This window comes from Bosea sp. (in: a-proteobacteria), assembly GCF_023953965.1.
Lineage (GTDB): Bacteria > Pseudomonadota > Alphaproteobacteria > Rhizobiales > Beijerinckiaceae > Allobosea.
The window spans coordinates 2472452-2493354 of the sequence record NZ_JAMLIX010000001.1 but is presented as its reverse complement, the minus strand read 5'-3'; the positions used below and the strand labels follow the sequence as shown (position 1 = coordinate 2493354).

General features: G+C 68.7%; 26 protein-coding genes. 8 read left to right on the top strand and 18 right to left on the bottom strand.

Going from position 1 to position 20903, the window contains the following annotated elements:
* Positions 1 to 79 precede the first annotated feature (79 nt).
* The 4 genes from M9917_RS11590 to pyrF are packed head-to-tail and all read right to left on the bottom strand — an operon-like array spanning position 80 to position 2556.
* Complete coding sequence (locus M9917_RS11590; RefSeq protein WP_297253809.1) at positions 80 to 1210, bottom strand: anhydro-N-acetylmuramic acid kinase; 1131 nt, start codon at positions 1208 to 1210, stop codon at positions 80 to 82.
* Positions 1211 to 1214: 4 nt separating this feature from the next.
* Entirely contained in the window at positions 1215 to 1523 is a 309-nt protein-coding gene (locus M9917_RS11585; protein ID WP_297253807.1) for a DUF1330 domain-containing protein, read from the bottom strand.
* Positions 1524 to 1526: 3 nt separating this feature from the next.
* The gene (locus M9917_RS11580) at positions 1527 to 1814 is read right to left on the bottom strand and encodes a DUF1330 domain-containing protein (RefSeq protein WP_297253804.1); all 288 of its coding nucleotides are present in this window, start codon (positions 1812 to 1814) and stop codon (positions 1527 to 1529) included.
* A gap of 37 nt (positions 1815 to 1851) precedes the next feature.
* Positions 1852 to 2556 carry an orotidine-5'-phosphate decarboxylase gene (gene pyrF / locus M9917_RS11575; RefSeq protein ID WP_297253802.1) on the bottom strand — a complete coding sequence of 235 codons (705 nt, stop codon included), beginning with the start codon at positions 2554 to 2556 and terminating at the stop codon, positions 1852 to 1854.
* Positions 2557 to 2813: 257 nt separating this feature from the next.
* Between pyrF and M9917_RS11570 the strand changes: the two genes are divergently transcribed.
* Positions 2814 to 3578 carry a sulfite exporter TauE/SafE family protein gene (locus M9917_RS11570; RefSeq protein WP_297253800.1) on the top strand — a complete coding sequence of 255 codons (765 nt, stop codon included), beginning with the start codon at positions 2814 to 2816 and terminating at the stop codon, positions 3576 to 3578.
* Positions 3579 to 3584: 6 nt separating this feature from the next.
* On the opposite strand, the gene M9917_RS11565 is transcribed toward M9917_RS11570, so the two are convergent.
* From M9917_RS11565 to epmA, 3 genes are read right to left on the bottom strand one after another with little or no spacing between them, the layout of a single operon-like run.
* Positions 3585 to 4247 (bottom strand): DsbA family oxidoreductase, encoded by a 663-nt coding sequence (locus M9917_RS11565; RefSeq protein WP_297253798.1) that lies wholly within the window; start codon positions 4245 to 4247, stop codon positions 3585 to 3587.
* Between the two features lie 16 nt (positions 4248 to 4263).
* Positions 4264 to 5331 carry a lysine-2,3-aminomutase-like protein gene (locus M9917_RS11560; RefSeq protein WP_297253796.1) on the bottom strand — a complete coding sequence of 356 codons (1068 nt, stop codon included), beginning with the start codon at positions 5329 to 5331 and terminating at the stop codon, positions 4264 to 4266.
* On the bottom strand, positions 5328 to 6392 hold the full coding sequence (gene epmA / locus M9917_RS11555) for an EF-P lysine aminoacylase EpmA (protein ID WP_297253794.1): 1065 nt from the start codon (positions 6390 to 6392) through the stop codon (positions 5328 to 5330). The genes M9917_RS11560 and epmA overlap by 4 nt, the downstream gene beginning before the upstream one ends.
* A 116-nt stretch (positions 6393 to 6508) precedes the next feature.
* On the opposite strand from epmA, the gene efp reads away from it, so the two are divergent.
* From efp to M9917_RS11535, 4 genes are all read left to right on the top strand, one after another.
* Positions 6509 to 7078, top strand: coding sequence for an elongation factor P (efp, locus tag M9917_RS11550; protein ID WP_297253792.1), 570 nt, complete (start codon positions 6509 to 6511; stop codon positions 7076 to 7078).
* 93 nt (positions 7079 to 7171) lie between these two features.
* The gene (locus M9917_RS11545) at positions 7172 to 7687 is read left to right on the top strand and encodes a DUF1993 domain-containing protein (RefSeq protein WP_297253790.1); all 516 of its coding nucleotides are present in this window, start codon (positions 7172 to 7174) and stop codon (positions 7685 to 7687) included.
* A 255-nt stretch (positions 7688 to 7942) separates the two neighbouring features.
* Complete coding sequence (locus tag M9917_RS11540) at positions 7943 to 8395, top strand: hypothetical protein (protein ID WP_297253788.1); 453 nt, start codon at positions 7943 to 7945, stop codon at positions 8393 to 8395.
* Positions 8396 to 8415: 20 nt separating this feature from the next.
* Positions 8416 to 8748 (top strand): hypothetical protein, encoded by a 333-nt coding sequence (locus tag M9917_RS11535; protein ID WP_297253786.1) that lies wholly within the window; start codon positions 8416 to 8418, stop codon positions 8746 to 8748.
* Positions 8749 to 8775: 27 nt separating this feature from the next.
* Here M9917_RS11535 and M9917_RS11530 read toward each other — a convergent pair whose 3' ends face one another.
* From M9917_RS11530 to M9917_RS11485, 10 genes are all read right to left on the bottom strand, one after another.
* Positions 8776 to 9426, bottom strand: coding sequence for an MBL fold metallo-hydrolase (locus M9917_RS11530; RefSeq protein WP_297253784.1), 651 nt, complete (start codon positions 9424 to 9426; stop codon positions 8776 to 8778).
* An 84-nt stretch (positions 9427 to 9510) separates the two neighbouring features.
* Positions 9511 to 9834 (bottom strand): hypothetical protein, encoded by a 324-nt coding sequence (locus tag M9917_RS11525; protein ID WP_297253782.1) that lies wholly within the window; start codon positions 9832 to 9834, stop codon positions 9511 to 9513.
* A complete protein-coding gene (locus M9917_RS11520; RefSeq protein ID WP_297253780.1) occupies positions 9831 to 11447 on the bottom strand; it encodes a fumarate hydratase in 1617 nt (538 codons plus the stop codon). The genes M9917_RS11525 and M9917_RS11520 overlap by 4 nt, the downstream gene beginning before the upstream one ends.
* 187 nt (positions 11448 to 11634) lie before the next feature.
* A complete protein-coding gene (gene ptsN / locus M9917_RS11515) occupies positions 11635 to 12096 on the bottom strand; it encodes a PTS IIA-like nitrogen regulatory protein PtsN (RefSeq protein ID WP_297253778.1) in 462 nt (153 codons plus the stop codon).
* An 85-nt stretch (positions 12097 to 12181) separates the two neighbouring features.
* The gene (gene hpf / locus M9917_RS11510) at positions 12182 to 12766 is read right to left on the bottom strand and encodes a ribosome hibernation-promoting factor, HPF/YfiA family (protein ID WP_297253776.1); all 585 of its coding nucleotides are present in this window, start codon (positions 12764 to 12766) and stop codon (positions 12182 to 12184) included.
* Between the two features lie 130 nt (positions 12767 to 12896).
* Entirely contained in the window at positions 12897 to 14426 is a 1530-nt protein-coding gene (rpoN, locus tag M9917_RS11505; RefSeq protein ID WP_297253774.1) for an RNA polymerase factor sigma-54, read from the bottom strand.
* Positions 14427 to 14568: 142 nt separating this feature from the next.
* Positions 14569 to 15450 (bottom strand): LPS export ABC transporter ATP-binding protein, encoded by an 882-nt coding sequence (lptB, locus tag M9917_RS11500; RefSeq protein WP_465246351.1) that lies wholly within the window; start codon positions 15448 to 15450, stop codon positions 14569 to 14571.
* Between the two features lie 11 nt (positions 15451 to 15461).
* Positions 15462 to 16166 (bottom strand): LptA/OstA family protein, encoded by a 705-nt coding sequence (locus M9917_RS11495; RefSeq protein WP_297253773.1) that lies wholly within the window; start codon positions 16164 to 16166, stop codon positions 15462 to 15464.
* 1 nt (position 16167) lies between these two features.
* A complete protein-coding gene (lptC, locus tag M9917_RS11490) occupies positions 16168 to 16929 on the bottom strand; it encodes an LPS export ABC transporter periplasmic protein LptC (RefSeq protein ID WP_297253771.1) in 762 nt (253 codons plus the stop codon).
* 100 nt (positions 16930 to 17029) lie between these two features.
* On the bottom strand, positions 17030 to 17644 hold the full coding sequence (locus tag M9917_RS11485) for a ribonuclease D (RefSeq protein ID WP_297253769.1): 615 nt from the start codon (positions 17642 to 17644) through the stop codon (positions 17030 to 17032).
* Positions 17645 to 17814: 170 nt separating this feature from the next.
* Here M9917_RS11485 and M9917_RS11480 point away from each other — a divergent pair, with 170 nt between their 5' ends.
* From M9917_RS11480 to M9917_RS11470, 3 genes are all read left to right on the top strand, one after another.
* On the top strand, positions 17815 to 18240 hold the full coding sequence (locus tag M9917_RS11480; RefSeq protein ID WP_297253768.1) for a DUF805 domain-containing protein: 426 nt from the start codon (positions 17815 to 17817) through the stop codon (positions 18238 to 18240).
* Positions 18237 to 19442 carry a succinyl-diaminopimelate desuccinylase gene (dapE, locus tag M9917_RS11475; protein ID WP_297253766.1) on the top strand — a complete coding sequence of 402 codons (1206 nt, stop codon included), beginning with the start codon at positions 18237 to 18239 and terminating at the stop codon, positions 19440 to 19442. Before M9917_RS11480 ends, dapE begins: the two co-directional genes overlap by 4 nt.
* A gap of 68 nt (positions 19443 to 19510) precedes the next feature.
* On the top strand, positions 19511 to 20095 hold the full coding sequence (locus M9917_RS11470; RefSeq protein WP_297253764.1) for a hypothetical protein: 585 nt from the start codon (positions 19511 to 19513) through the stop codon (positions 20093 to 20095).
* A 6-nt stretch (positions 20096 to 20101) separates the two neighbouring features.
* On the opposite strand, the gene truA is transcribed toward M9917_RS11470, so the two are convergent.
* Positions 20102 to 20839: a tRNA pseudouridine(38-40) synthase TruA gene (gene truA, locus M9917_RS11465; RefSeq protein ID WP_297253762.1), complete on the bottom strand. Its 738-nt coding sequence runs from the start codon at positions 20837 to 20839 to the stop codon at positions 20102 to 20104.
* Between the last annotated feature and the right edge of the window lie 64 nt (positions 20840 to 20903).

Below are 20903 nucleotides of genomic sequence, written 5' to 3'. Positions count from 1 at the left end.
CGACGGGCTCCCGCCCGGAATCCCTTCGATCCGTCGCCCGAAGATAGTCTGTAACGGGGCGGCGCGCGCTTTTCGTCCTTCAGATGACGGAGGCGCGACCCGCGGGCAGGCTGAGCCGCCCGCCGGTCATCGGCCGCGACACGCCGGTCGTCGCGGGCAGGCTGAGCGGCAGCCCCTTCACCGAGCGTATGGCGAAATAGGCGAAGATCTGCGCCTCCAGCGCATCGCCGTCCCAGCCGGCCGCCTCCACCGGCTCGACCGGCACGCGAAGCCGCGCGGCCAGCCGCGCCATGAAATGCCGGTTGAGCCGGCCGCCGCCGCCGACGAGCCAGCGCTTCGGCTGGCTGGGCACATGGCGCAGCGCCGCGACGAGGCTCTCGACGGTGAAGGCGGCCAGCGTCGCCGCGCCATCGGCATCCGACAAGGGCTCGACGACCTGGGCGCGGCGGTGGAAATCGTTGCGGTCGAGCGATTTCGGCGCCGGCCGGTCGAAGAAGGGATTGGCCATGAAGCCGGCGACGAGATCCTCGTGCACCCGCCCGCTCGCCGCCAGCGCCCCGTCGGCGTCGTAAGCGCGGCCGAGGCGGCGCAGCATGAAATCGTCGAGGATCGCGCTCGCCGGGCCGGTATCGAAGGCGATCACGCTGTCGCCGTCGATATAGCTGACATTGCCGACGCCGCCGAGATTGAGGACCATCAGAGGCTGCTCGAGGCCCTGCGCCAGCGCCCGGTGATAGAGCGGCGCGAAGGGCGCCCCCTCCCCGCCGGCCGCGACATCGGCATCGCGGAAACGGTCGACCACGGGCAGCCCGAGCGCGTCCGCCACCGCCGGCCCGTCGATGAGCTGGCGGGTGAAGCGCTGCTGCGGCCGGTGATAGATCGTCTGGCCGTGCAGGCCGACGAGATCGATCGCGGAAAGATCGAGGCCCTGATCCGCCCCATAGGCCCGGATGGCGGCGAGATGGTCGGCGGTGACGGCGGCCTCGAGCTCCGTCAGCGGCTCGCGGCAGAGCCGTTCGGCGTCGGCGATGACGGCCTGCAAAGCCCGGCGCGTCTCGTCGCGATAGGGATAGGCGGCGCCAGTGCCGAAGGAAGGCCGGCCGCGCCCGTCGCTCGTCACCAGCGAGACGTCGATGGCGTCCATCGAGGTGCCGCTGATCACGCCGATGGCGGTCAGGACGGCGGCCGGGTCGGAGAGGCGATCCGTCAAGCCGCTATTCGCCCGGCTGCGGGCCGTCATAGCCGCCGATGATGACGAGGTCGGACTGGCCGGCGGCGCTGAGATGCTTCACCGCCTCCTGGTATTCCGGCGAGGCGTAGCAGGCGCGCGCCGTTTCCTCGTCCTTGAACTCGATCACGACGTTGTGCTTGCGGCCCTCGCCGCGGGCGAGCTTGTACTCGCCGCCGCGCACCAGGAAGCGCGCGCCGTATTTGGCGAAGGCCACGGCGTTGAGCGAGCGGTATCTGGCATAGGCCTCGGCGTTCTCGACATCGACGCGCGCGATCCAGTAGCCCTTGGCCACGGCTCAGGCTCCCTCGACGGCGACGAGGTCGATCTCGCCGGCGCCTTCGCGCAGCTTGCGGGCCTCGGCATATTCCGGCGAGAACAGATAGGCGCGCGCCGCCTCGAAATCATTGAACTCGATGACGATGTTGCGGGCGCGGCCCTCGCCCTCGCCGACCGTCATCGCGCCGCCGCGCACGATCGGCGTGCCGCCATAGATCTTCATGACCTCGGAGGCTTTGGCGGCGTACGCCGCCCATTTCGTCGCGTCGCAGACCTTGGCGCGGCCGATGACATATCCCTTGGGCATGATGCTGTCTCTTGGCTGAATCGGGTTCGAGCGGAGCTTACGAAGCCGCGACGATCTCGTCCATGACCGCGCCCGCCGCCGCGCGCGGGTCCGCCGCGCGGATGATGGGACGCCCGACGACGAGATGGTCGGCACCGACGCGGATCGCCTCGGCCGGGGTCAGCGTGCGCTTCTGGTCGCCCGCCGCGCTGCCCGAGGGGCGGATGCCCGGCGTGACGATGACCATGTCGGGGCCGATGACATCGCGCACGATCCCCGTCTCGGCGGCCGAGCAGACGATCCCGTCGATGCCGGCGCTGCGGGCCTGCTCGGCGCGCAGCCGCACGAGGTCGCGCACGGCCAGCCCATAGCCGGCGTCGCGCAGGTCGCCGTCGTCATAGGAGGTCAGCGCCGTGACCGCGAGCAGCTTCAGCGGCGCATCGCCGCGCCCCTCGACCGCGCCGCGCATGGTCTGCGGATAGGCGTGGACGGTGAGGAAGGTGACGCCGAGCCTGGTCAGCGAATCGACGCCCTCGGTCACGGTGTTGCCGATGTCGTGCAGCTTGAGGTCCAGGAAGACCTTCTTGCCCTCGGCCACGAGCTGGCGCGCGAGATCGAGCCCGCCGGCGAAGGCGAGGCGATAGCCGATCTTGTAGAAGGTGACGCCGTCGCCCAGCGTCGAGACGAGGCGATAGGCATCCCAGATGGTCGGCACGTCGAGGGCGACGATCAGGCGGTCGCGGACATCGTTGATCTTCTGCATCGGCCGGCTCCCCTGCGCTTTTTCGGGAAGGCGCACGATTCGAAGGGGGATGCAAGAGCGCGGCCGGCGCGCATCGGCCCCGCCCGAAAACGAATTCCGCCGATCCCGATAATCCTCTAGATCGTCGCGCGTCCTATCGGACGCGCGACGATGATCCATCCCATTGTCGGAGCATCGGAACTTTCCGGAAAGTGGATTCCACTTTTCGCATCCGATGCTTTAGGCGTCACGCTCCGTCCTGCTGGAGACCGCCGACGATGACCTGGGCCGCGCTGACCGGCTTTCTGCTGCTGACCGGCATGGCGGCCTATGTCCAGACGCTGACCGGCTTCGCCTTCGGCCTGATCACCATGGGCGGCGTCGGCCTGACCGGCCTCATCTCCCTGCCCGACGCCGCCATGCTCGTCAGCGTCCTGGCGCTGGTCAACGCGACGCAGATGCTGCTCAAGGGCTGGCGCGAGGTCGACTGGCGCAAGTTCGCGCTGGCGCAGCTCGGGAGCTGGCCCTGTCTCTTCATCGGCTTCCACCTGCTGGGATGGCTCGCGGAGAGCCGGGCCGATCTGCTGCGGCTCATTCTCGGCTGCGTGATCATCCTGTCCAGCCTGCAGCTCGCCGGCAGACCTGAGTCGCTCAGGCAGCCTTCGGGCCCGGCGAGCTTCCTGTTCTTCGGAGGCGTCGGGGGACTGATGAGCGGGATGTTCTCCGCCGGCGGGCCGCCGCTCGTCTATCATTTCTACCGCCAGCCGATGTCCCTCGTGGTCGTGCGCGAAACGCTGGTGGCGATCTTCGCGCTGAACTCCCTGTTCCGGACCGGGCTCGTCGTCGCCACCGACCAGATCCCCCCGGTATCGACGCTGTCGGGGCTCTTCGCGATTCCGGCGGTGATGGTGGGGACGCATCTGGCGCGCCGCTATCCGCCGCCGATCTCGCGAGCCGTGATGCGGCGGGTGGTGTTCGCGCTGCTGTTCCTCTCGGGCGTCTCGCTCGGCGCGCCCGCCGTGATCCACCTCACCGGGCTTTGAGCCGCCTCAGAACTGCGGCATCTGCGGCGTCTGCGCGGCAAGGACCTGCTGGAAGACCTGCGCCCAGACGTCCGGCGGCTGCGCGCCCGAGACCGCAAGCTTGCCATCAATAATGAAGAAGGGCACGCCGGTGACGCCGACCTTGCGGGCGTGGTCCTCGAGCCCGATCACGGTCTCGCGCAATTCGTCGTTGGCGAGCTCGTCGCGGGCGGCCTCACCGTCAAAGCCCTGCTCGACCGCGATCTGGATCAGCGTCTCGAGATCGCCGATGTCGCGCCCGTCCTGCCAATAGGCCTTGAACAGGGCGCCCGTCATCTCGCCGCCGCGCTGCACGGTCGCTGCGGCGGCGACCAGCATATGCGCCATGCGGGTGTTGACGCTGCGGGTCACCTTCGCCCAGTTGAAGGTGACGCCGCTCTCCAGCGCCGCCTCCGACAGCCTGACCTCGATCTCCCTGCGCTTGCCGGGGCCGAACTTGGCTTCGAGATATTGCGCGCGGTCCATGCCTTCGGCGGGCATCTCCGGGTTGAGCTCGTAAGGCAGCCAGGTGATGGCGAAGCGCTCTTCAAGGCCGTAGCGGGCGAGCGCCGTCTCCAGCCGGGCCTTGCCGATGAAGCACCAGGGGCAGGCGATGTCGGAGACGATCGCGAGCGGCAGCTTGTCCTGCATGTCGGTGTCCTTAACGTCAGGCGGGCGGATAGCGATGCAGCCCGCCCTGCCGGTCTTCGGCCAGCGCCTCCGCGCCCGGCGCCTCGCAAGGAGAGAGGAAGGCGGGGCCGACCGGAACCTTGCCGGCGCCGCCGGGGATGTCGAGGATATAGGTCGGCTGGCACAGCCCCGAAAGGTTGCCGCGCAGGCTTTTGACCAGGGCCTGCCCCTCCGCCAGCGTCAGGCGGAAATGCGCGGTGCCGGGCGCGAGGTCCGGATGGTGCAGGTAATAGGGCTTGATTCGGTTCTCGACGAAGGCGCGCATCAGGGCACTAAGCGTCCCGACATCGGCATTGACGCCCTTGAGCAGCACCGACTGGCCGAGCAGCACATGGCCGGCATCGGCCAGCGTCGCGATCGCCGTGCGGGCGGCCTCGCTGAATTCGCGCGGGTGGTTGGCGTGGATCGCGATATAGCTCGCCTTGCCCGGCATGCGCAGCGCCCTGGCGTAGTCCGGCGTGATCCGGCCGGGGTCGACCATCGGCACGCGCGTATGCCAGCGCGCGACCTTGATCTGCGGGATCGCGGCGAGGCGCCGGGCGACCTCGCGGACGCGGCGGGCCGAGAGGATGAAGGGATCGCCGCCGGTCATGATCACCTCCCAGATCTCCGGGCGGGCGGCGAGATAGGCGAGCGCGGCGTCGAGCTTATGGCCGGTCAGCGCATCGCCGCCGGGGCCGACCATCTCGCGGCGGAAGCAGAAGCGGCAATAGACCGGGCAGGCATGGACGAGCTTGAGCAGGGCGCGGTCTGGATAGCGATGCACCACGCCCTCGACCGGGGAATGGGCGTCGTCGCCGATCGGATCGGAGAGTTCCTGCGGCAGCGTCTGAAGCTCGGCCGCATCCGGGACGAACTGGCGCGCGATCGGGTCTGCCGGATCGGCCGGGTCGATCAGCCCGGCGATCGCAGGCGTCAGCGAGACGGCGTAGCGCTCCGCCACCTTCCGCAGGGCATCGCGTTTGTCTGGCGCGGCGAGGCCGGCTTCGACCAGCGCGTCGATGCTGCGCAGCGGCTGGCCGCCGGGGGGCTGGTGAATGCTCATGGTTCTCCCCTGCCCGGTTCCGCGACCGGCGTCCAGAGCACGTCCTCGATCCGGCGCGCACCCGTGCAGAGCATCGCCAGCCGGTCGAAGCCGAGCGCGATGCCGGACGCCGCCGGCATCAGCGCGAGCGCCGCCAGGAAATCCGCGTCGATCGGATAGCGCTCGCCATAGATGCGCTCCTTCTCGTCCATATCGGCCTCGAAGCGGCGGCGCTGCTGGGCCGGGTCGGTCAGCTCGCCGAAGGCATTGGCGAGCTCGACGCCGCAGGCATAGAGCTCGAAGCGCTCGGCCACACGCGGATCGCCGGGCTTGGGCCTTGCGAGGGCGGCCTCGCTGATCGGATATTCGCACAGGATCGTGGCACGGCCACGGCCGAGATGCGGCTCGATGCGCTCGCTGAGAACGCGGCTGAAGATGTCTGACCAGCTATCGTCTTCCGCCAGCCGGATCCCGGCGGCAACGGCCTGCGCCGCGAGCCCGGCGCGGTCGGTCGCGCCATCGGCCGAGACGGTCGCGAGGAGATCGATGCCGGCATGGCGGGCGAAGGCGTCGTCGAGCGTCAGCCGCTCGGGCTCGGCGAAGGGATCGGCTTGCGTTTCGCGCCAGCGCAGGGTGGAAGCGCCGGCGGCGCGCGCCGCCTCGGCCATCAGCGCCGCGCAATCCAGCATCAGCACGTCGTAATCCTCGCCGGCGCGATACCATTCCAGCATGGTGAATTCGGGATGGTGCAGCGCCGTGCGCTCGCGGTTGCGGAAGACGCGGGCGAAATCGAAGATGCGCGTCTCGCCGGCCGCCAGCAGCTTCTTGGCCGCGAATTCAGGCGAGGTGTGCAGGTAATAGGGATGGCTCTGAGCGGCATCGTCGATCAGCGTAGTCGCGAAGCCGTGCAGATGCGTCTCGTTGCCGGGCGAGCGCTGCAGGATCGCAGCCTCGACCTCGGTGAAGCCGCGATCCTCGAACCAGCGCCGAAGCGCCGTCTTGATCCGCCCGCGCGCCAGAAGCGCCGGGCGGCGGTCGGCATGGACATCGGGCCGCCACAACGGCGTGGGGGAGGAACTCATCGAATCTCGCGTCGGAACCGTCGGGAAGCTTCCGTTTCGCGCGCGAATGCGGTAGTGGCGCGGCGACAGGAATTCGTATAGCGCGCGGCCGGGCTGCGCACCAGAAGGACATTCACGTGGTCAAGGTCATCGCCTCTTCCGTCCGCAAGGGCAACGTCCTCGAAGTCGACGGGCATCTCTGCTCGGTGCTCTCGGCCGAGAGCTTCTTCCCCGGCAAGGGCACGCCGACGACGCAGATCGACATGCGCCGCATCGCCGACGGCGTGAAGGTGACGCAGCGCTACAAGACCACCGAGCAGGTCGAGCGCGCCTATGTCGAGGACCGCGACTTCACCTATCTCTACCAGGACGGCGAGCAATACGTCTTCATGAACCCGGAGAGCTACGACCAGATCCCGGTCGACAAGGACGTGGTCGGTGATACCGCGCCCTATCTTCAGGAGGGCATGAAGGTCTCGCTTTCGGTGTTCGAGGACAAGGCGGTGGCGATCGAGCTGCCGCAGCGCGTGACGCTCGAGGTCGTCGAGACCGAGCCGGTGACCAAGGGCCAGACCGCCTCCTCCTCCTACAAGCCGGCGATCCTCTCCAACGGCGTGCGCAGCGCCGTTCCGCCGCATATCGGCGTCGGCACCCGCATCGTCGTGATGACGGCCGACGGCTCCTATGTCGAGCGCGCGAAAGATTGATTGCCCAGCGCAGAGCGGGCTGAAGGAATATCCGCTATAACGACTTGCGGCGGGCCCTTTCCGGGCCCGTCGTCGTTTTGTCGAGGATATGCCATGCCGCTCACAGTCCAGGCCGCCGCCCTTTCCGGCTTCGTTCAGACGCTGAAGGCGCTCGACGCCATTCTCGACAAGGCGCTCGAGCAGGCGCAGGACCGCAAGATCCAGCCGGAGGTGCTGCTGAACGCGCGGCTCGCTCCCGACATGCTCGCCTTCACCCGCCAGATCCAGCTCTGCTGCGATTTCGCCAAGAACAGCGTGGCGCGCCTCTCCGGCGGCGACAACCCGCGCTTCCCCGACGAGGAGAAGACCTTCCCGGAGCTGAAGGAGCGCATCGCCAGGACGCTCGCCTTCGTCGCGGCGGCCGATGGCGCCGCGCTCGATGCCGGGCTTGCCCGCGAGATCACCCTCCCGCACGCCGCCTCGGCGCCCGTGACCTTGACCGGAGAGGTCTATCTCACCCGCTACGCCATCCCCAATTTCTACTTCCACGCCACGACCGCCTACGACATCCTGCGCGAGAACGGCTTCCAGATCGGCAAGCGGGATTTCCTGAAGGGCGTCTTCGCCTGAACGCGGCTGCGGCAGGGCGGCCCTTGAAAAGGCCGCAATGCCATCCCATATAGCCGTCACGGCGATGTCGAGGACGTTCCACGGTCCTCCGTCGCCAAGACGGCCATGGGCCGAACGTGTGACGCCGGATGTACGCGCACCGTTCCGCTGCATGGCCGTTGCCGTTTCTGGCGGCTGCCGGAGCTTCATGCTCCGTTCAGTCTCGATCGGCTTTCAAAAGCCGACACCATCGCAAACAATCCTCGGGGGAATGCCATGCGCAGCTATCTGAAGCCGAAATCGATCGCGATGCTCTTCGCGATCCTCGCCGGCCTGGTGCCGCCGCTCGCCATCACCGATGCCGCCCAGGCCCAGCGGGTTTCGCAAGGCCAGCGCGATGCCGCGCGCGGTCGCGTTCAGGCCGGGCGCGGCCAGCATGTGAACCGCCCCGCGCAGCGTCCGCGCAACAACGTGCACCAGCGCTCGCGCCAGACGATCCACCATCGGCCTCAGCACAACCTCCACCGCCGCTCGAACAATATCGTCGTCGTGCATCCGCGCCGCACCTGGCATCCGGGCGGCGCCATCGCGGCCGGCGCCGCGATCGGCTTCGTGGCCGGCGCCGCGGCCTCGTCCTGGGCCGGGCCGCCGCCGCGCGCCAATTACTGCTGGTTCTACACCAACCACGCCCGCACGCACGGCTTCTGGGACGTCTGCCCGCGCTGGTGAACCGAAGCGGGAAGCCGAGGTTGACCCGCGCCGGCGTCCCGCGCGACACTCAGGCCCGGGACGCAAAGACCAGGGAGTTTCCGTTGAATCGACGCTCATTTCTGACCGCGCTCATCGGCGGCATCGTCGCTGCGGGTCTTGCGAAAACGACGGGCGCGCAGGCCGCAGCCCCCTCTTCCGAAAATCTCCCCGCCGAGATCGCGCATGGGCTCGACGGGGTGGATGCGGAATTCAGCCAGAACCGCCGCAAGCGCCGTCAGCGCGAACGGCCCCCCGGCTCCGTCGACCGCCGGCACTGGAAGCACCATCATACGCGGCGGCGCCACAACAATTTCGACCGCGGCCGCATCTGAAATACGAGAAGCCGGGCGGCCTGAAGTTCAACCCCGCAGGAACGGATTGGTCCGCCGTTCCTCGCCCAATGTGCTGGCCGGGCCGTGGCCCGGCAGGAACTGGACGTCGTCGCCGAGCGGCAGGAGCTTCGTCCTGATGCCGCCGATCAGCGCCTCATGGTCGCCATAGGGGAAATCGGTGCGGCCGACGGAGCCGGCGAAGACCGTGTCGCCGGCCAAGAGGAAGCGCAGCTCCTTCTGGAAGAAGGTGACGTGGCCGGGCGAATGGCCGGGTACGTGCCGGACCGAGAAGGTGAGCCCGCCGAGCGAGACCTCGTCGCCGTCCTTCAGCCAGCGCGTCGGCACGACCGCCTTCATGCCGGGGATATCGAAGATCAGCCCCTGTTCGGGCAGGGTGTCGAGCAGGAACTTGTCGTCCTCATGCGGCCCGATGATCGGGATCGACAACGCCTTTGAAAGCTCGGTCGCGCCGCCGGCATGGTCGAGATGGCCATGTGTCAGCCAGATCGCCACGGGCGTGACGCCGAGCTCGGCGATGGCCGCCCGCAGGCGACCCACATCGCCGCCGGGATCCACGATCGCCGCCTGCTTCGTCGCGCTCTCCCAGATGATCGAGCAGTTCTGCTGGAACGGCGTCACCGGCAGGACGGCGATCTGGAGCGGCGGCTGGTCGGTCATGAGCGTCTTTCGATTGTTCCGGAAGGTTACTACCACGCTGTGCCGTCATTGCGAGCCCGCGCCCCTCGCAATGACGGGCGGGGCTCACCGTCCGCCGCAGCGATTGGCGATCAGCGCGCGGTAGTTCGCAAGCTCCGCATCCATCTCCGCGACGTTGCGCTCACGCTCGCCGCCGCTCTGGCAGGTGGCGAAGACCGAACGCGCCTTCTGGAGATAGCCGACATGCTCGCGATAGGCCCGGCACTGCGTCGCCGGGTCGGCTGTCGCCACCGCGGAAAGCCGCGTCTGCTCACGGCGGAAAGCGGCGTCGTTCTGGAACAGGTCGCGCGAGCAGGTCGCCGGGCGCGGCTGCTGGGCAAGCGCGGAGCCTGCCAGCAGCAGCACCGCCGCGGCGAGGGCGAGCCTCATCCGAGGTTCAGCTCCTTGAAGAAGTCGTTGCCCTTGTCGTCGATGACGATGAAGGCCGGGAAATCCTCGACCTCGATCTTCCAGACCGCCTCCATGCCGAGCTCCGGATATTCCAGCACCTCGACCTTGCGGATGCAGTCCTGCGCGAGGCGCGCCGCCGGGCCGCCGATCGAGCCGAGATAGAAGCCGCCATGGGTCTTGCAGGCTTCCCGGACAGCCGCCGAGCGGTTGCCCTTGGCCAGCATCACCATCGAGCCGCCGAAGGACTGGAACTGGTCGACGAAGGAATCCATGCGCCCCGCCGTGGTGGGCCCGAAGGAGCCCGAGGCGAAGCCCGCCGGCGTCTTGGCCGGGCCGGCGTAATAGACCGGGTGGTTCTTGAAATAATCGGGCATGCCCTCGCCGCGCTCCAGCCGCTCGCGGATCTTGGCATGGGCGAGGTCGCGCGCGACGACGATGGTGCCGGTGAGCGACAGCCGCGTCTTGACCGGGTGCTGCGACAGGGTGGCGAGGATCTCGCTCATCGGCCGGTTCAGGTCGATCCTGACGACGGCGCCGCCGAGCTTCGCCTCGTCGACATCCGGCAGGTATTTCGACGGGTCGGTCTCCAGCGCCTCGAGGAAGATGCCGTCCTTCGTGATCTTGCCCCTGGCCTGGCGGTCGGCCGAGCAGGAGACGCCGAGCCCGATCGGCAGCGAGGCGCCGTGGCGCGGCAGGCGGATGACGCGCACGTCATGGCAGAAATACTTGCCGCCGAACTGGGCGCCGACGCCGAGCGCCTGCGTCATCTTGTGGACCTCCTCCTCCATCTCGATATCGCGGAAGGCGTGGCCCGAGGGCGAGCCCCTGGTCGGCAGCGCGTCGAGATAGCGGGTCGAGGCGAGCTTCACCGTCTTGAGGTTCTGCTCGGCCGAGGTGCCGCCGATGACGATGGCGAGGTGATAGGGCGGGCAGGCGGCGGTGCCCAGCGTCAGGATCTTCTCCTTCAGGAACGCCATCATCCGCTCCTTCGTCAGGAGCGAGGGCGTCGCCTGGTAGAGGAAGGTCTTGTTGGCCGAGCCGCCGCCCTTGCAGACGAAGAGGAACTTGTAGGCGTCCTCACCCTCGGCATAGATGTCGATCTGCGCCGGCAGGTTGGTCGCGGTGTTCTTCTCCTCGAACATCGAGAGCGGGGCTAGCTGCGAATAGCGCAGGTTACGCTTGAAATAGGCATCATGGACGCCCTCGCCGAGCGCCGCCTCGTCGTCGCCGTCGGTCCAGACCTTGCGGCCCTTCTTGCCCATCACGATCGCGGTGCCGGTGTCCTGGCACATCGGCAGCACGCCGCCGGCGGCGATGTTGGCGTTCTTCAGGAGGTCGTAGGCGACGAACTTGTCGTTCGAGGTCGCTTCGGGATCGTCGAGGATTTTTGCGAGCTGCGCGAGATGGCCGGGACGCAGCAGGTGGTTGATGTCGATGAAAGCCTGCTCGGAGAGCCGGCGGATCGCCTCGCGCGAGACGCTGAGGATCTCGCGGCCGCGAAACGTCTCGATGCCGACGCCCTCGCTGCCGAGCTTGCGATAGGGCGTCGTATCCTCACCGAGCGGGAAGAGGTCGACATGCGTATAGGCCATGGCTCGCGGGCTCCGAAGCAGGGCGCGCCGCGCGCGGATGGCCGGCGCGACGCCGTCTGGCCGGGGTCATAGCCGGTCGCGGCGCCACGTCCAAGCAGTCTTTAACGCGTTTAAGCTGAGAGCGCCGAACGCAGCGCCATCGTTATTCCGGGGCTTCGCGCAGCGAAAAACTCGGAATGACAGCGCCTCACGCCGCCTGCACGGCCGCTTCGGCGAGGATGGCGTAGATCGCGGCCGGATCGCGCACCTTGCGCACCTGCTCGAGCACGGACTGGTTGCGCAGCACGCGCGCGACACGGGCCAGCGCCTTGAGATGATCGGCGCCCGCCCCTTCGGGAGCGATCAGCACGAAGACGATGTCGACGGGCTGGCCGTCGAGCGCGTCGAAATCGATCGGCTTCTCGGTGCGGGCGAAGAGGCCGACGAGGCGCTCGATGCCCGGCAGCCGGCCGTGCGGGATCGCGATGCCGTCGCCGATCCCGGTCGAGCCGAGGCGCTCGCGCTGGAGCAGGGCCTCGAAAACCTCGCGGTCGGGCAGGCCCGTCAGCAAAGCGGCATGCTGGGCAAGCTCCTGCAGAGCCTGCTTCTTGCCGTTGGCCCGCAGCGGCGAGATCACCGCGGCGGGGCTCAGGAGATCGGTCAGCGTCATTCGCCCGTCCATGCATGTCCCGCGCCGGTCGACAAGCCGGCGGCGCGGGTCAGGTTCGACGGCCGGTGCGGAACCCCGCCGGCCTTCAGGACAACGATGCCGGCGGGTCGATCCAGCCGATATTGCCGTCGCGGCGGCGGTATACGATGTTCATGCGGTCATTGCCAGCGTGGCGGAAGACGATCACCGGCGCGCCCGTCAGATCGAGCTCGGCGACCGCGTCGCCCACCGTCATGACATGCAGGGATTTGGTCGATTCCGCGACGATCACCGGGTTGTCGCCGCCCGCGGCCCCGTCGAATTCCTCGATATCGTCGGCGGGCGCCGCGATCACATAGCTGGGGATTGCGATTCCGGCATCGCGGCCATTGCCGCCCGAACGATCCTTCAGCCGGCGCTTGTAGCGCCTCAGCCGCTTCTCGATGCGCTCGGCCATCTTGTCGAGGCTGGCATAGGCATCGTGCGCGGTGGCGGAGGCTTCCAGCGTGATCCCGGAGGAGAGGTGCAGGACGCCGTCGGTGCGGAAGGCGGAGCCGTCCTTGTCGACCGTGACGTGGCCCTGATAGCCGCCCTCGTAATATTTGCTGACCGCCGCGGCGACCCGCTCCTCGGCCTGGCCGCGCAGGGCCTCGCCGACATCGAGATTCTTGCCGGAGATTCGCAAGCTCATGAACTGCTTCCCCTTGGTTTAGCCATGGCCGTATTCGGCCATCCTAGGGAGGTAAGAACCGGGAGTCGGGGTTGTCAATGAGACAGCGCAATCATGGCGCCCATGCGCGATTCCCCTGGAACAAATTCGCTCAGCGCCCGCCCAAGGCCGGCGCGGCTTTCTCGCGCCGCCGCTCCATCGAGGACGGAATCCTGAGCGATTCGCGGTATTTCGCCACGGTGCGCCGGGCGATGTCGATTCCCCCGGCCTTCAGCCTGGTGACGATGGCGTCGTCGGAGAGGACGGCGGCGGGATTCTCCTCCTCGATCATCTGCCTGATCCGGAAGCGCACGGCTTCAGCCGAATGCGCCTCGCCATGGCCGGTCGCGGCGATCGCCGCCGAGAAGAAGTATTTCATCTCGAAGACCCCGCGCGAGCAGGTGAGATATTTGTTCGAGGTGACGCGCGAAACCGTCGATTCGTGCATGCCGATGGCGTCGGCCACGGTCTTGAGGTTGAGCGGGCGCAGATGCTCGACGCCATGGGCGAAGAAGCCGTCCTGCTGGCGCACGATCTCGCTGGCGACCTTCAGGATCGTGCGGGCGCGCTGCTCCAGCGAGCGGGTCAGCCAGTTCGCGTTCTGCAGGCATTCGGCGATGAAGGCCTTCTCCGCCTCGTTGCGGACCGCGCGCGAGACGCGCGCGTGATAGGTCTGGTTGACGAGCAGCCGCGGCAGCGTGTCGGGGTTGAGGTCGATCAGCCAGGAGCCGTCGGGCGCGGCGCGGATGAAGACGTCAGGCACCACCGTCTCGGCCGCCGCACCGCCGAAGGCGCGGCCGGGCTTGGGATCGAGGCGGCGGATCTCGGCGACCATCTCGGCGATGTCCTCCTCGTCGACGCCGCACAGGCGCTTCAGCGCCGCGACGTCCCGCCTGGCGACGAGAGGCAGGTTCGCCACCAAGGCCTGCATCGCCGGATCGAAGCGGTCGCGGTCGCGCAGCTGGATGGCGAGGCATTCGGCGAGATCTCGGGCCGCGACGCCGGAGGGATCGAAGCCCTGCACGACGCCGAGCATCGCCTCGACGCGGCCGAGCGCGATGCCGAGGCGTAGCGCGATCTCGGCCAGCGGCTCGGAGAGATAGCCGCCCTCGTCGACCGCATCGATGATGTGGCGGCCGATGATGCGCTCGGCCGGGTCGGCGACGGCGAGATCGAGCTGCGCGACGAGATGGTCGTGCAGCGAAAGCTCCGCCGTCAGGCTCATCTCGAAGCCCTCGGGATCGCCGTCGAAGGAGCCGCCCGCCGCGCCGTAGGCGCCGCCGACGATCGGCAGGCTGTCGGCGCCGGCTGCCTCGCTGCGGGCCGGGGCCGGCTGCTCGCTCTGGAAAACGTTGTCGAGGCCGGTGCCGAGCCGGCCCTCCATGCCTTCCTGCGTGTTCAGGCTCTCGGCCCGGGAAAAGCTCTCGGGATCGGCGGCGAGGGGCTCCTGCGTCTCGTCGGGCCGCGCCGGCGGGTCGGCGGCCTCCTCGCGCTCCAGGAGCGGATTGCGCTCGAGCTCGCCCTCGACGAAGTTCCGGAGTTCCAGATGCGAGAGCTGCAGGAGCTTGATCGCCTGCAGCAACTGCGGCGTCATCACCAGGGACTGCCCCTGGCGCAGTTCCATGCGCGGCATCATCGCCATGCGCGAAAGGCCCTTCTCGCCCGCGCACCCTCGGCACGCTTCTTGCTTGTCGATAAGGACACTAGCGCCGGCTCACCGCCGCGTCAAAGGCTCTCTCGCGCGCGCGGGCGGAAATTGATGCATCGCAACAAAGCGGCGCGCGCTACAGCCGGAAATCCTCGCCGAGATAGACGCGCCGGACATCCGGGTTGGCGATGATCTCGGCCGGGGAGCCTTCGGTCAGCACCCGTCCGGAATGGATGATGTAGGCACGGTCGACGAGGCCCAGCGTCTCGCGGACATTGTGGTCCGTGATCAGGACACCGATGCCGCGATCGGTGAGCTGGCGCACCAGCGCCTGGATGTCGCCGACCGCGATCGGGTCGATGCCGGCGAAGGGCTCGTCGAGCAGGATGAAGGAGGGCTTGCCGGCGAGCGCGCGCGCGATCTCGCAGCGGCGCCGCTCGCCGCCGGAGAGCGCGATCGAGGGCGCCTTGCGCAGCCGGGCGATGGTGAATTCCTCGAGGAGCTGGTCGAGCTGGCGCTCGCGCGCCCTGCGGTCGGGCTCGACCACCTCGAGCACGGCGCGGATGTTGTCCTCGACCGAGAGGCCGCGGAAGATCGAGGCTTCCTGCGGCAGGTAGCCGATGCCGAGCCGCGCCCGCTGGTACATCGGCAGGGCGGTGATGTCGTCGCCCTCGAGCGAGATGATCCCGGCATCGGCCGCGACCAGCCCGGTGATCATGTAGAAGATCGTGGTCTTGCCGGCGCCGTTGGGGCCGAGCAGGCCGACCGCCTCGCCCTGGCGCAGATGCAGGCTGGCATCGGAGACGACGGCGCGCCCGCCATAGCTCTTGCGCAGGCCATCGACCGCGAGGACGCCCGGCCCGCCGATGGCGGAGGCCGAGGCCGCGGCCGGCCGGACCTCCCCTCTGTCGCGGCTGCCGAACAGGCCGCGCAGCCGGCCGAACGCACCAAGCGGCTGCGGGCGCGGAGCCGGCCGCGCCGGCACGGCCAGGGGACGAGGCGCTTCGGAAACGGTCACCGCGGCACGATTCAGTTGGTCGGCTTCGGCGCCGGCCTGGCGCCGGGCTTGCCGGCCTCGTTCTTGCCCGCGTCGGCCTTGCCGGCCTCACCCGAATTCGGAACGAAGAAGCCCTGCACGCGCCCGCCCTTGTTCTCGACATTGGCGACGCCGGTGACGGTGTTGTACACCAGCTTCTCGCCGCGGGTGATGTTCGGCCCGTCGTTGAGGGCGACGTTGCCGGTCATGATGACGAGGTTGTTGGCGCGGTCGAACTCGGCATTGTCCGAGGTCGCGGCCTGCGTCTTCGAAACCACCGTGACCGGCCCCTTGCACAGGATGCGCTTGATCGAGGAATCGTTGCCCTGCCCCGCGGCGGCCGGCGCCGCCGGGCGAGCGGTGGCGGCCGCGCCCTGCGCGCCGCGGCCCTCGTAGAGCACGGTCATCACCGTGCAGCGCACCGTGGTCTCGCCCTGCACGGCGACGACGTTGCCGGAGAAGATCGCCTTGTTCTCCTTGTCGAGCACGTCGAGCTTGTCGGCGTCGATCTTGATCGGCTCCTTGCTGTCGCCGCCGAGGCCGCCGAGCGCCGAGGAAGTGCCGGCGCCGCGCGCCTTGCCCTGGCCGGCCTGGGCGAAAGCCTCCTGCGGCGCGCCGAGGAGCATGAGCCCCGCCGCGACGATGAGCGCGGCGCCGCGGACAGGCACGAAACGGGGCATCCGGCCAGCCATGGTCATGTCACTGTCCCTTTCCATTTCCGCCCTCGCCGGCCGGAGCAACGCGATTCGCGTTCAGCAGTTCCGGCATCGGCGTGCTGCCCTCGCGCTCGGGGCCGGCGAGCGTGCCCGCCGGCGCGTTCCGGACGACGACTTTCACCCGCCCCGCGAAGACGATCAACTCGCCGTTGTTCTTCACGTCGAGGGTGTCGGCATCCACCGTCGTCTCGCCGAGGCTGACCTTGACCGGCTCCTTCGAGACCACCGTGCCGGATTTGAAGTCGACATCGGCGGTCTTCATCTGCATGTCGTGGCCGTTCTCGGTGCGGATCTTGACGTCGTCGACGAGGCGCAGCTTCTCCTTCTGCGTGTCGAACAGGCCGGTCTTCGCGTTCACCGTCACCCAGCCCTCGCGCTCCATCTGGATGCGCGCCGTCAGGGTCTGGAGCTCGATCTGGGTCGGGTCCCTGATCTCCTGGAAGGCGTTCAGCGCCGTGACCTGATAGGGCCGGTTGTCCTTGCGGTAGCCGGAGAGCTTCGGCGTCTCCATCCTGACCTTGCCGCCGGTGATGCCGACCGAGCCGATCGAGACATTGGCGAGCCGGCCGCCGAGCGGCGAGAGGAAGGGCATGACCACGAGCGACAGCACCAGCAGGACCGCCGCCGCGGGGATGGCCCGGCGCAGCAGCTGCACCAGCCGCGTATGGCGGCGCGCCGCGCGGAAGGCCGCGCGCCGGCGCAGCGCCTGCGCGGTGAGCCCCGCCACCGGGTCATTGAAGGTCATCGCCACAGTCATGCCCCGCGCAATGGCAGCCGCTCACGGCATTTTCGTGTCACGCGCGCGTCGCCCGCGCGCAGACTGACGCAAGAAGCCCCGAAGCTTGTCAAGTGTGCGCGAAGATATCGATCTCGCCCCAGCCGGCGAGATCGAGCTCGGCCCGATGGGGCAGGAATGCGAAACAGGCCGTGGCCAGAGCCGCACGCCCCTCGCGCGCCAGCATCGCCTCGAGCCTGGCGTGCAGCGCGTGCAGGTGCAGCACGTCGGAAGCGGCGTAGGTAAGCTGGGCCTCGCTCAGCATCTCGGCGCCCCAGTCGGAGGATTGCTGCTGCTTCGACAATTCGACGCCGAGGAGCTCGCGCACCAGATCCTTGAGCCCGTGGCGGTCGGTATAGGTGCGGGCGAGCTTCGAGGCGATCTTGGTGCAATAGACCGGCGCCGTCACCACGCCGAAGGCGTGCTTGAGCACGGCGACGTCGAAGCGGGCGAAATGGAAGAGCTTCAGCACGGCCGGGTCCTCGAGCAGGCGGATCAGGTTCTTCGGCCGCGCGCCATCCTTGAGGATCTGCACGACGTCGGCGCTGCCGTCGCCACGCGAGAGCTGCACGACGCAGAGCCGGTCGCGATGCGGGTTGAGGCCGAGCGTCTCGGTGTCGATCGCGATGCTGGATCCGGCCTCATAGCCATCCGGCAGGTCGCCGCGATGGAAACGGATGGTCATGCTCGAAACCTCACTGGGGCCGCGCACTGACGGCGCGCGCTTTCGCAGCTAGCGGGCCGCCCGGCCCCGTTCAAGCCCTTTCTGAGCCAGCCCTCGCCGTTAACCCTTTATTCACCATAAGCTTCAACCCGGCGGCAGGCCGTGCGACAAGGGCATCGGAGCCTTTCAGCATGTCCCTGATCCGCCTTTTCAGCGATTTCGACGGCCGCATCGGGCTGCGCGCCTTCTGGCTCGGCAGCATCGCGGTGGCGCTGGTGCTGCTTGCCATCCAGCATGCCGCCCCGCTTCTGGCGGACCGGCACGATGCGGCCATGATCATCGCCTTCACCAAGGCCTTCGCCCTGTTTCCCTGGGCGGCGCTCGCGGCCAAGCGCGCCAATGACCGCGGCAGCGCGCCGCTCTTCGGCATCCTGCTGATCGGCGCGATCGTGCTGCCGGAACAGCTGAGGCCGCTCGTCTCGTTCGGCTGGCGCCCCTCGCTGGAGGCGATCGCGACCATGGCCTGGGTCGTGGCCCTGATCGACCTCGGCCTGATGCCGTCCGCCGGGCGGAACGGGGTTGCGGCCGCGCCGGCCGGTGCTAAAGCGGCGGAATGAGCATCGCCCCGACCTCCCCCGCACTGCCCTTCGACCCGACCGACCCGATCGCCCTGACGCAGGCGCTGATCCGCTGCCCCTCGGTGACGCCGGCGGAAGGCGGCGCGCTGCAACTGCTCGCCGCCGTGCTCGCGGCGGAGGGCTACGCCGTGCATCGCCCCGTCTTCAGCACGCCGGGCACGCCCGATATCGAGAACCTCTACGCCCGCATCGGCACGACGGCGCCGGTCTTCGTGATCGCCGGCCATACCGATGTCGTGCCCGTCGGCGACGAAGCCGCCTGGACGCGCGAGCCCTTCGCCGGCACAATCGAGAACGGCACGCTCTACGGGCGCGGCGCCTGCGACATGAAGGGCGGGCTTGCCGCCATGGTCGCGGCGGCGATCCGCCACCGGCGCGAGACCCCCGGCGCGCCGGGCTCGATCGCCTTCCTGGTCACCGGCGACGAGGAAGGCCCCGCGCTCAACGGCACGGTCAAGCTCCTGCAATGGGCGCATGAGCGCGGCGAGCGCTTCGACCATTGCATCCTCGGCGAGCCGACCAATCCGGCGACGATGAGCGACATGATCAAGATCGGCCGGCGCGGCTCGCTGACCGGCCGGCTCACCGTGCAGGGCAGGCAGGGCCATGTCGGCTATCCGCATCTCGCCGACAATCCCGTCCGGGGCATGGTCCGGCTGCTGGCTGCCCTCGACGCCACGCCGCTCGACGCCGGCACCACGCATTTCGACCCGAGCAACCTCGAAGTGACGACGCTCGACGTCGGCAACCCTGCGACCAACGTCATCCCTGCCCAGGCGAAGGCGGTCTTCAACATCCGCTTCAACGACAGCTGGACGCCGGAGACGCTCGCCGCCGAGCTCGAGCGGCGCCTGCGCGAGGCCGCCGGCAACACGGTGCGCTATACGCTCGAGATCCAGCCGACCAACGCCATCGCCTTCCTGACCGAGCCCGGCCCCTTCGTCACGCTCGTCGCGGATGCCGTCGAGGCCGAGACCGGCAGGCGCCCGGCCCTGTCGACCACCGGTGGCACCTCCGACGCGCGCTTCATCAAGAACTATTGCCCGGTGGTGGAATACGGCGTCGTCGGCAAGACGATGCACCAGGTCGACGAATGCGTCGCCACCGCCGACGTCGTCGCGCTGGAACGGATCACGCGCCGCCTGCTCGCCGGTTATTTCGCAGCGCAGCGCCGGGCTTGACCCGGCGGAAACAAGAGCCATTATCCTGATTAGACAAAAGTCTAAGATTGCGGATGATGGAGGACGTGATGAGGCTTTTCGCCGACGACGTCGCGCGTTCGCTGCGCGGTTCCTGGCACCTGATGACGCGCGGGGCGGAAGCCCTGCCGGAGCTCGACCTGACGCGGGATGGATTTTGGCGCTCCTTTAGCGCCTTCGCCCTGATGCTGCCGGCGACGATCGCCATCCTCGCCGCGGTGCGGCTGACGGCCGGGCTGCCGAACAGCGCCGGGCTGTTCGCGGCGCCGGCGCTCGCCCTGTCGGTGGCCGCCGCGCTGGCGCTGACGGTCCTCGCCGTGCCGGCCCTGCTGATCGCATTGCGCCCGGAACTGGCGCAGACCGCGCACTTCACCAGCTTCGTGATCGCCTGGAACTGGGCCGGCATCGTCTCGGCCAGCCTGATGGCCGTGCCGGCGGCGATCTTCGCCATCGGCTGGGCGCCGCCCATGCTCGCCATGGTGCAGGCGCTGTTCTTCGCCACGATCGTGCTCAGGCTGCGCTATTGCGTGGCGCGGGCGGTCTTCGGTCCGGAAAGCCGCCGCATCGCCATGCTGCTGCTCGCTGCCAGCATCGTGCTCGATTATGGCGTGATCCGGCTGTTCGGGCTGGCCTGAGCCCCTTCAGTAATCCACCCCGGCGAGATAGAGCCCGCAGGACGGCGCCAGCGCCGCGCATTGCGAGCGGTCGCGCGCGGCCAATACCTTGCCGACCTTGTTTTCCGGCCAGCGCCCCATCCCGACCATCTTCAGGCAGCCGACGATCGAGCGGACCTGATGATGCAGGAAGGAACGGGCATGGACATAGACCACGATCTCCGCGCCCTCGCGGCGGACATCGCAGCGGTCGAGCGTCCGGATCGGACTGTTGGCCTGGCATTCGGCGGCCCGGAAGGTGGTGAAGTCGTGCTGGCCGATGAGCGCCTTGGCCGCCCGGTCCATCGCCTCGTGGTCGAGCCTGACCGGCACGTGCCAGACCCGCTCGCGCTCCAGCGCCGGCTGGGCCCGCCGGTCGAGGATGCGGTAGATGTAGTAGCGCCGCCGCGCCGAGATGCGGGCGTCGAAATCCTCCGGCACCACCTCGGCGCTCAGCACCGCGACCGGCAGCCGCTTCAGCCGGGCATTGGTCGCGTCGCGCACGACATCGGTGCGCCATTCCCTGTCGATGTCGACATGGGCGACCTGATGGGTGGCGTGGACGCCGGCATCGGTGCGGCCGGCGCAATGCAGCCTGACGGGATGGCCGCAGAAGGCTTCCACCGCCTCCTCGACGCTCTGCTGCACGGAGGGACCGTTGAGCTGGCGCTGCCAGCCCGAGAACGGGGTGCCATCATATTCGATGACGAGCTTGTAGCGCGGCATCAGGCGATCACTCCACCTTTGTCATTCCGGGTTCGCGCCTGCGGCGCGCCCCGGAATGACAAAG

Bases quoted from the DNA above. Each gene is read 5' to 3' on its own strand.
- M9917_RS11580 (WP_297253804.1), bottom strand. From the start codon at position 1,814: ATGCCCAAGGGATATGTCATCGGCCGCGCCAAGGTCTGCGACGCGACG.
- pyrF (WP_297253802.1), bottom strand. From the start codon at position 2,556: ATGCAGAAGATCAACGATGTCCGCGACCGCCTGATCGTCGCCCTCGAC.
- M9917_RS11570 (WP_297253800.1), top strand. From the start codon at position 2,814: ATGACCTGGGCCGCGCTGACCGGCTTTCTGCTGCTGACCGGCATGGCG.
- M9917_RS11565 (WP_297253798.1), bottom strand. From the start codon at position 4,247: ATGCAGGACAAGCTGCCGCTCGCGATCGTCTCCGACATCGCCTGCCCC.
- M9917_RS11560 (WP_297253796.1), bottom strand. From the start codon at position 5,331: ATGAGCATTCACCAGCCCCCCGGCGGCCAGCCGCTGCGCAGCATCGAC.
- epmA (WP_297253794.1), bottom strand. From the start codon at position 6,392: ATGAGTTCCTCCCCCACGCCGTTGTGGCGGCCCGATGTCCATGCCGAC.
- M9917_RS11545 (WP_297253790.1), top strand. From the start codon at position 7,172: ATGCCGCTCACAGTCCAGGCCGCCGCCCTTTCCGGCTTCGTTCAGACG.
- M9917_RS11540 (WP_297253788.1), top strand. From the start codon at position 7,943: ATGCGCAGCTATCTGAAGCCGAAATCGATCGCGATGCTCTTCGCGATC.
- M9917_RS11530 (WP_297253784.1), bottom strand. From the start codon at position 9,426: ATGACCGACCAGCCGCCGCTCCAGATCGCCGTCCTGCCGGTGACGCCG.
- M9917_RS11525 (WP_297253782.1), bottom strand. From the start codon at position 9,834: ATGAGGCTCGCCCTCGCCGCGGCGGTGCTGCTGCTGGCAGGCTCCGCG.
- M9917_RS11520 (WP_297253780.1), bottom strand. From the start codon at position 11,447: ATGGCCTATACGCATGTCGACCTCTTCCCGCTCGGTGAGGATACGACG.
- ptsN (WP_297253778.1), bottom strand. From the start codon at position 12,096: ATGACGCTGACCGATCTCCTGAGCCCCGCCGCGGTGATCTCGCCGCTG.
- hpf (WP_297253776.1), bottom strand. From the start codon at position 12,766: ATGAGCTTGCGAATCTCCGGCAAGAATCTCGATGTCGGCGAGGCCCTG.
- rpoN (WP_297253774.1), bottom strand. From the start codon at position 14,426: ATGGCGATGATGCCGCGCATGGAACTGCGCCAGGGGCAGTCCCTGGTG.
- M9917_RS11495 (WP_297253773.1), bottom strand. From the start codon at position 16,166: ATGACCATGGCTGGCCGGATGCCCCGTTTCGTGCCTGTCCGCGGCGCC.
- lptC (WP_297253771.1), bottom strand. From the start codon at position 16,929: ATGACCTTCAATGACCCGGTGGCGGGGCTCACCGCGCAGGCGCTGCGC.
- M9917_RS11485 (WP_297253769.1), bottom strand. From the start codon at position 17,644: ATGACCATCCGTTTCCATCGCGGCGACCTGCCGGATGGCTATGAGGCC.
- M9917_RS11480 (WP_297253768.1), top strand. From the start codon at position 17,815: ATGTCCCTGATCCGCCTTTTCAGCGATTTCGACGGCCGCATCGGGCTG.
- dapE (WP_297253766.1), top strand. From the start codon at position 18,237: ATGAGCATCGCCCCGACCTCCCCCGCACTGCCCTTCGACCCGACCGAC.
- M9917_RS11470 (WP_297253764.1), top strand. From the start codon at position 19,511: ATGAGGCTTTTCGCCGACGACGTCGCGCGTTCGCTGCGCGGTTCCTGG.
- truA (WP_297253762.1), bottom strand. From the start codon at position 20,839: ATGCCGCGCTACAAGCTCGTCATCGAATATGATGGCACCCCGTTCTCG.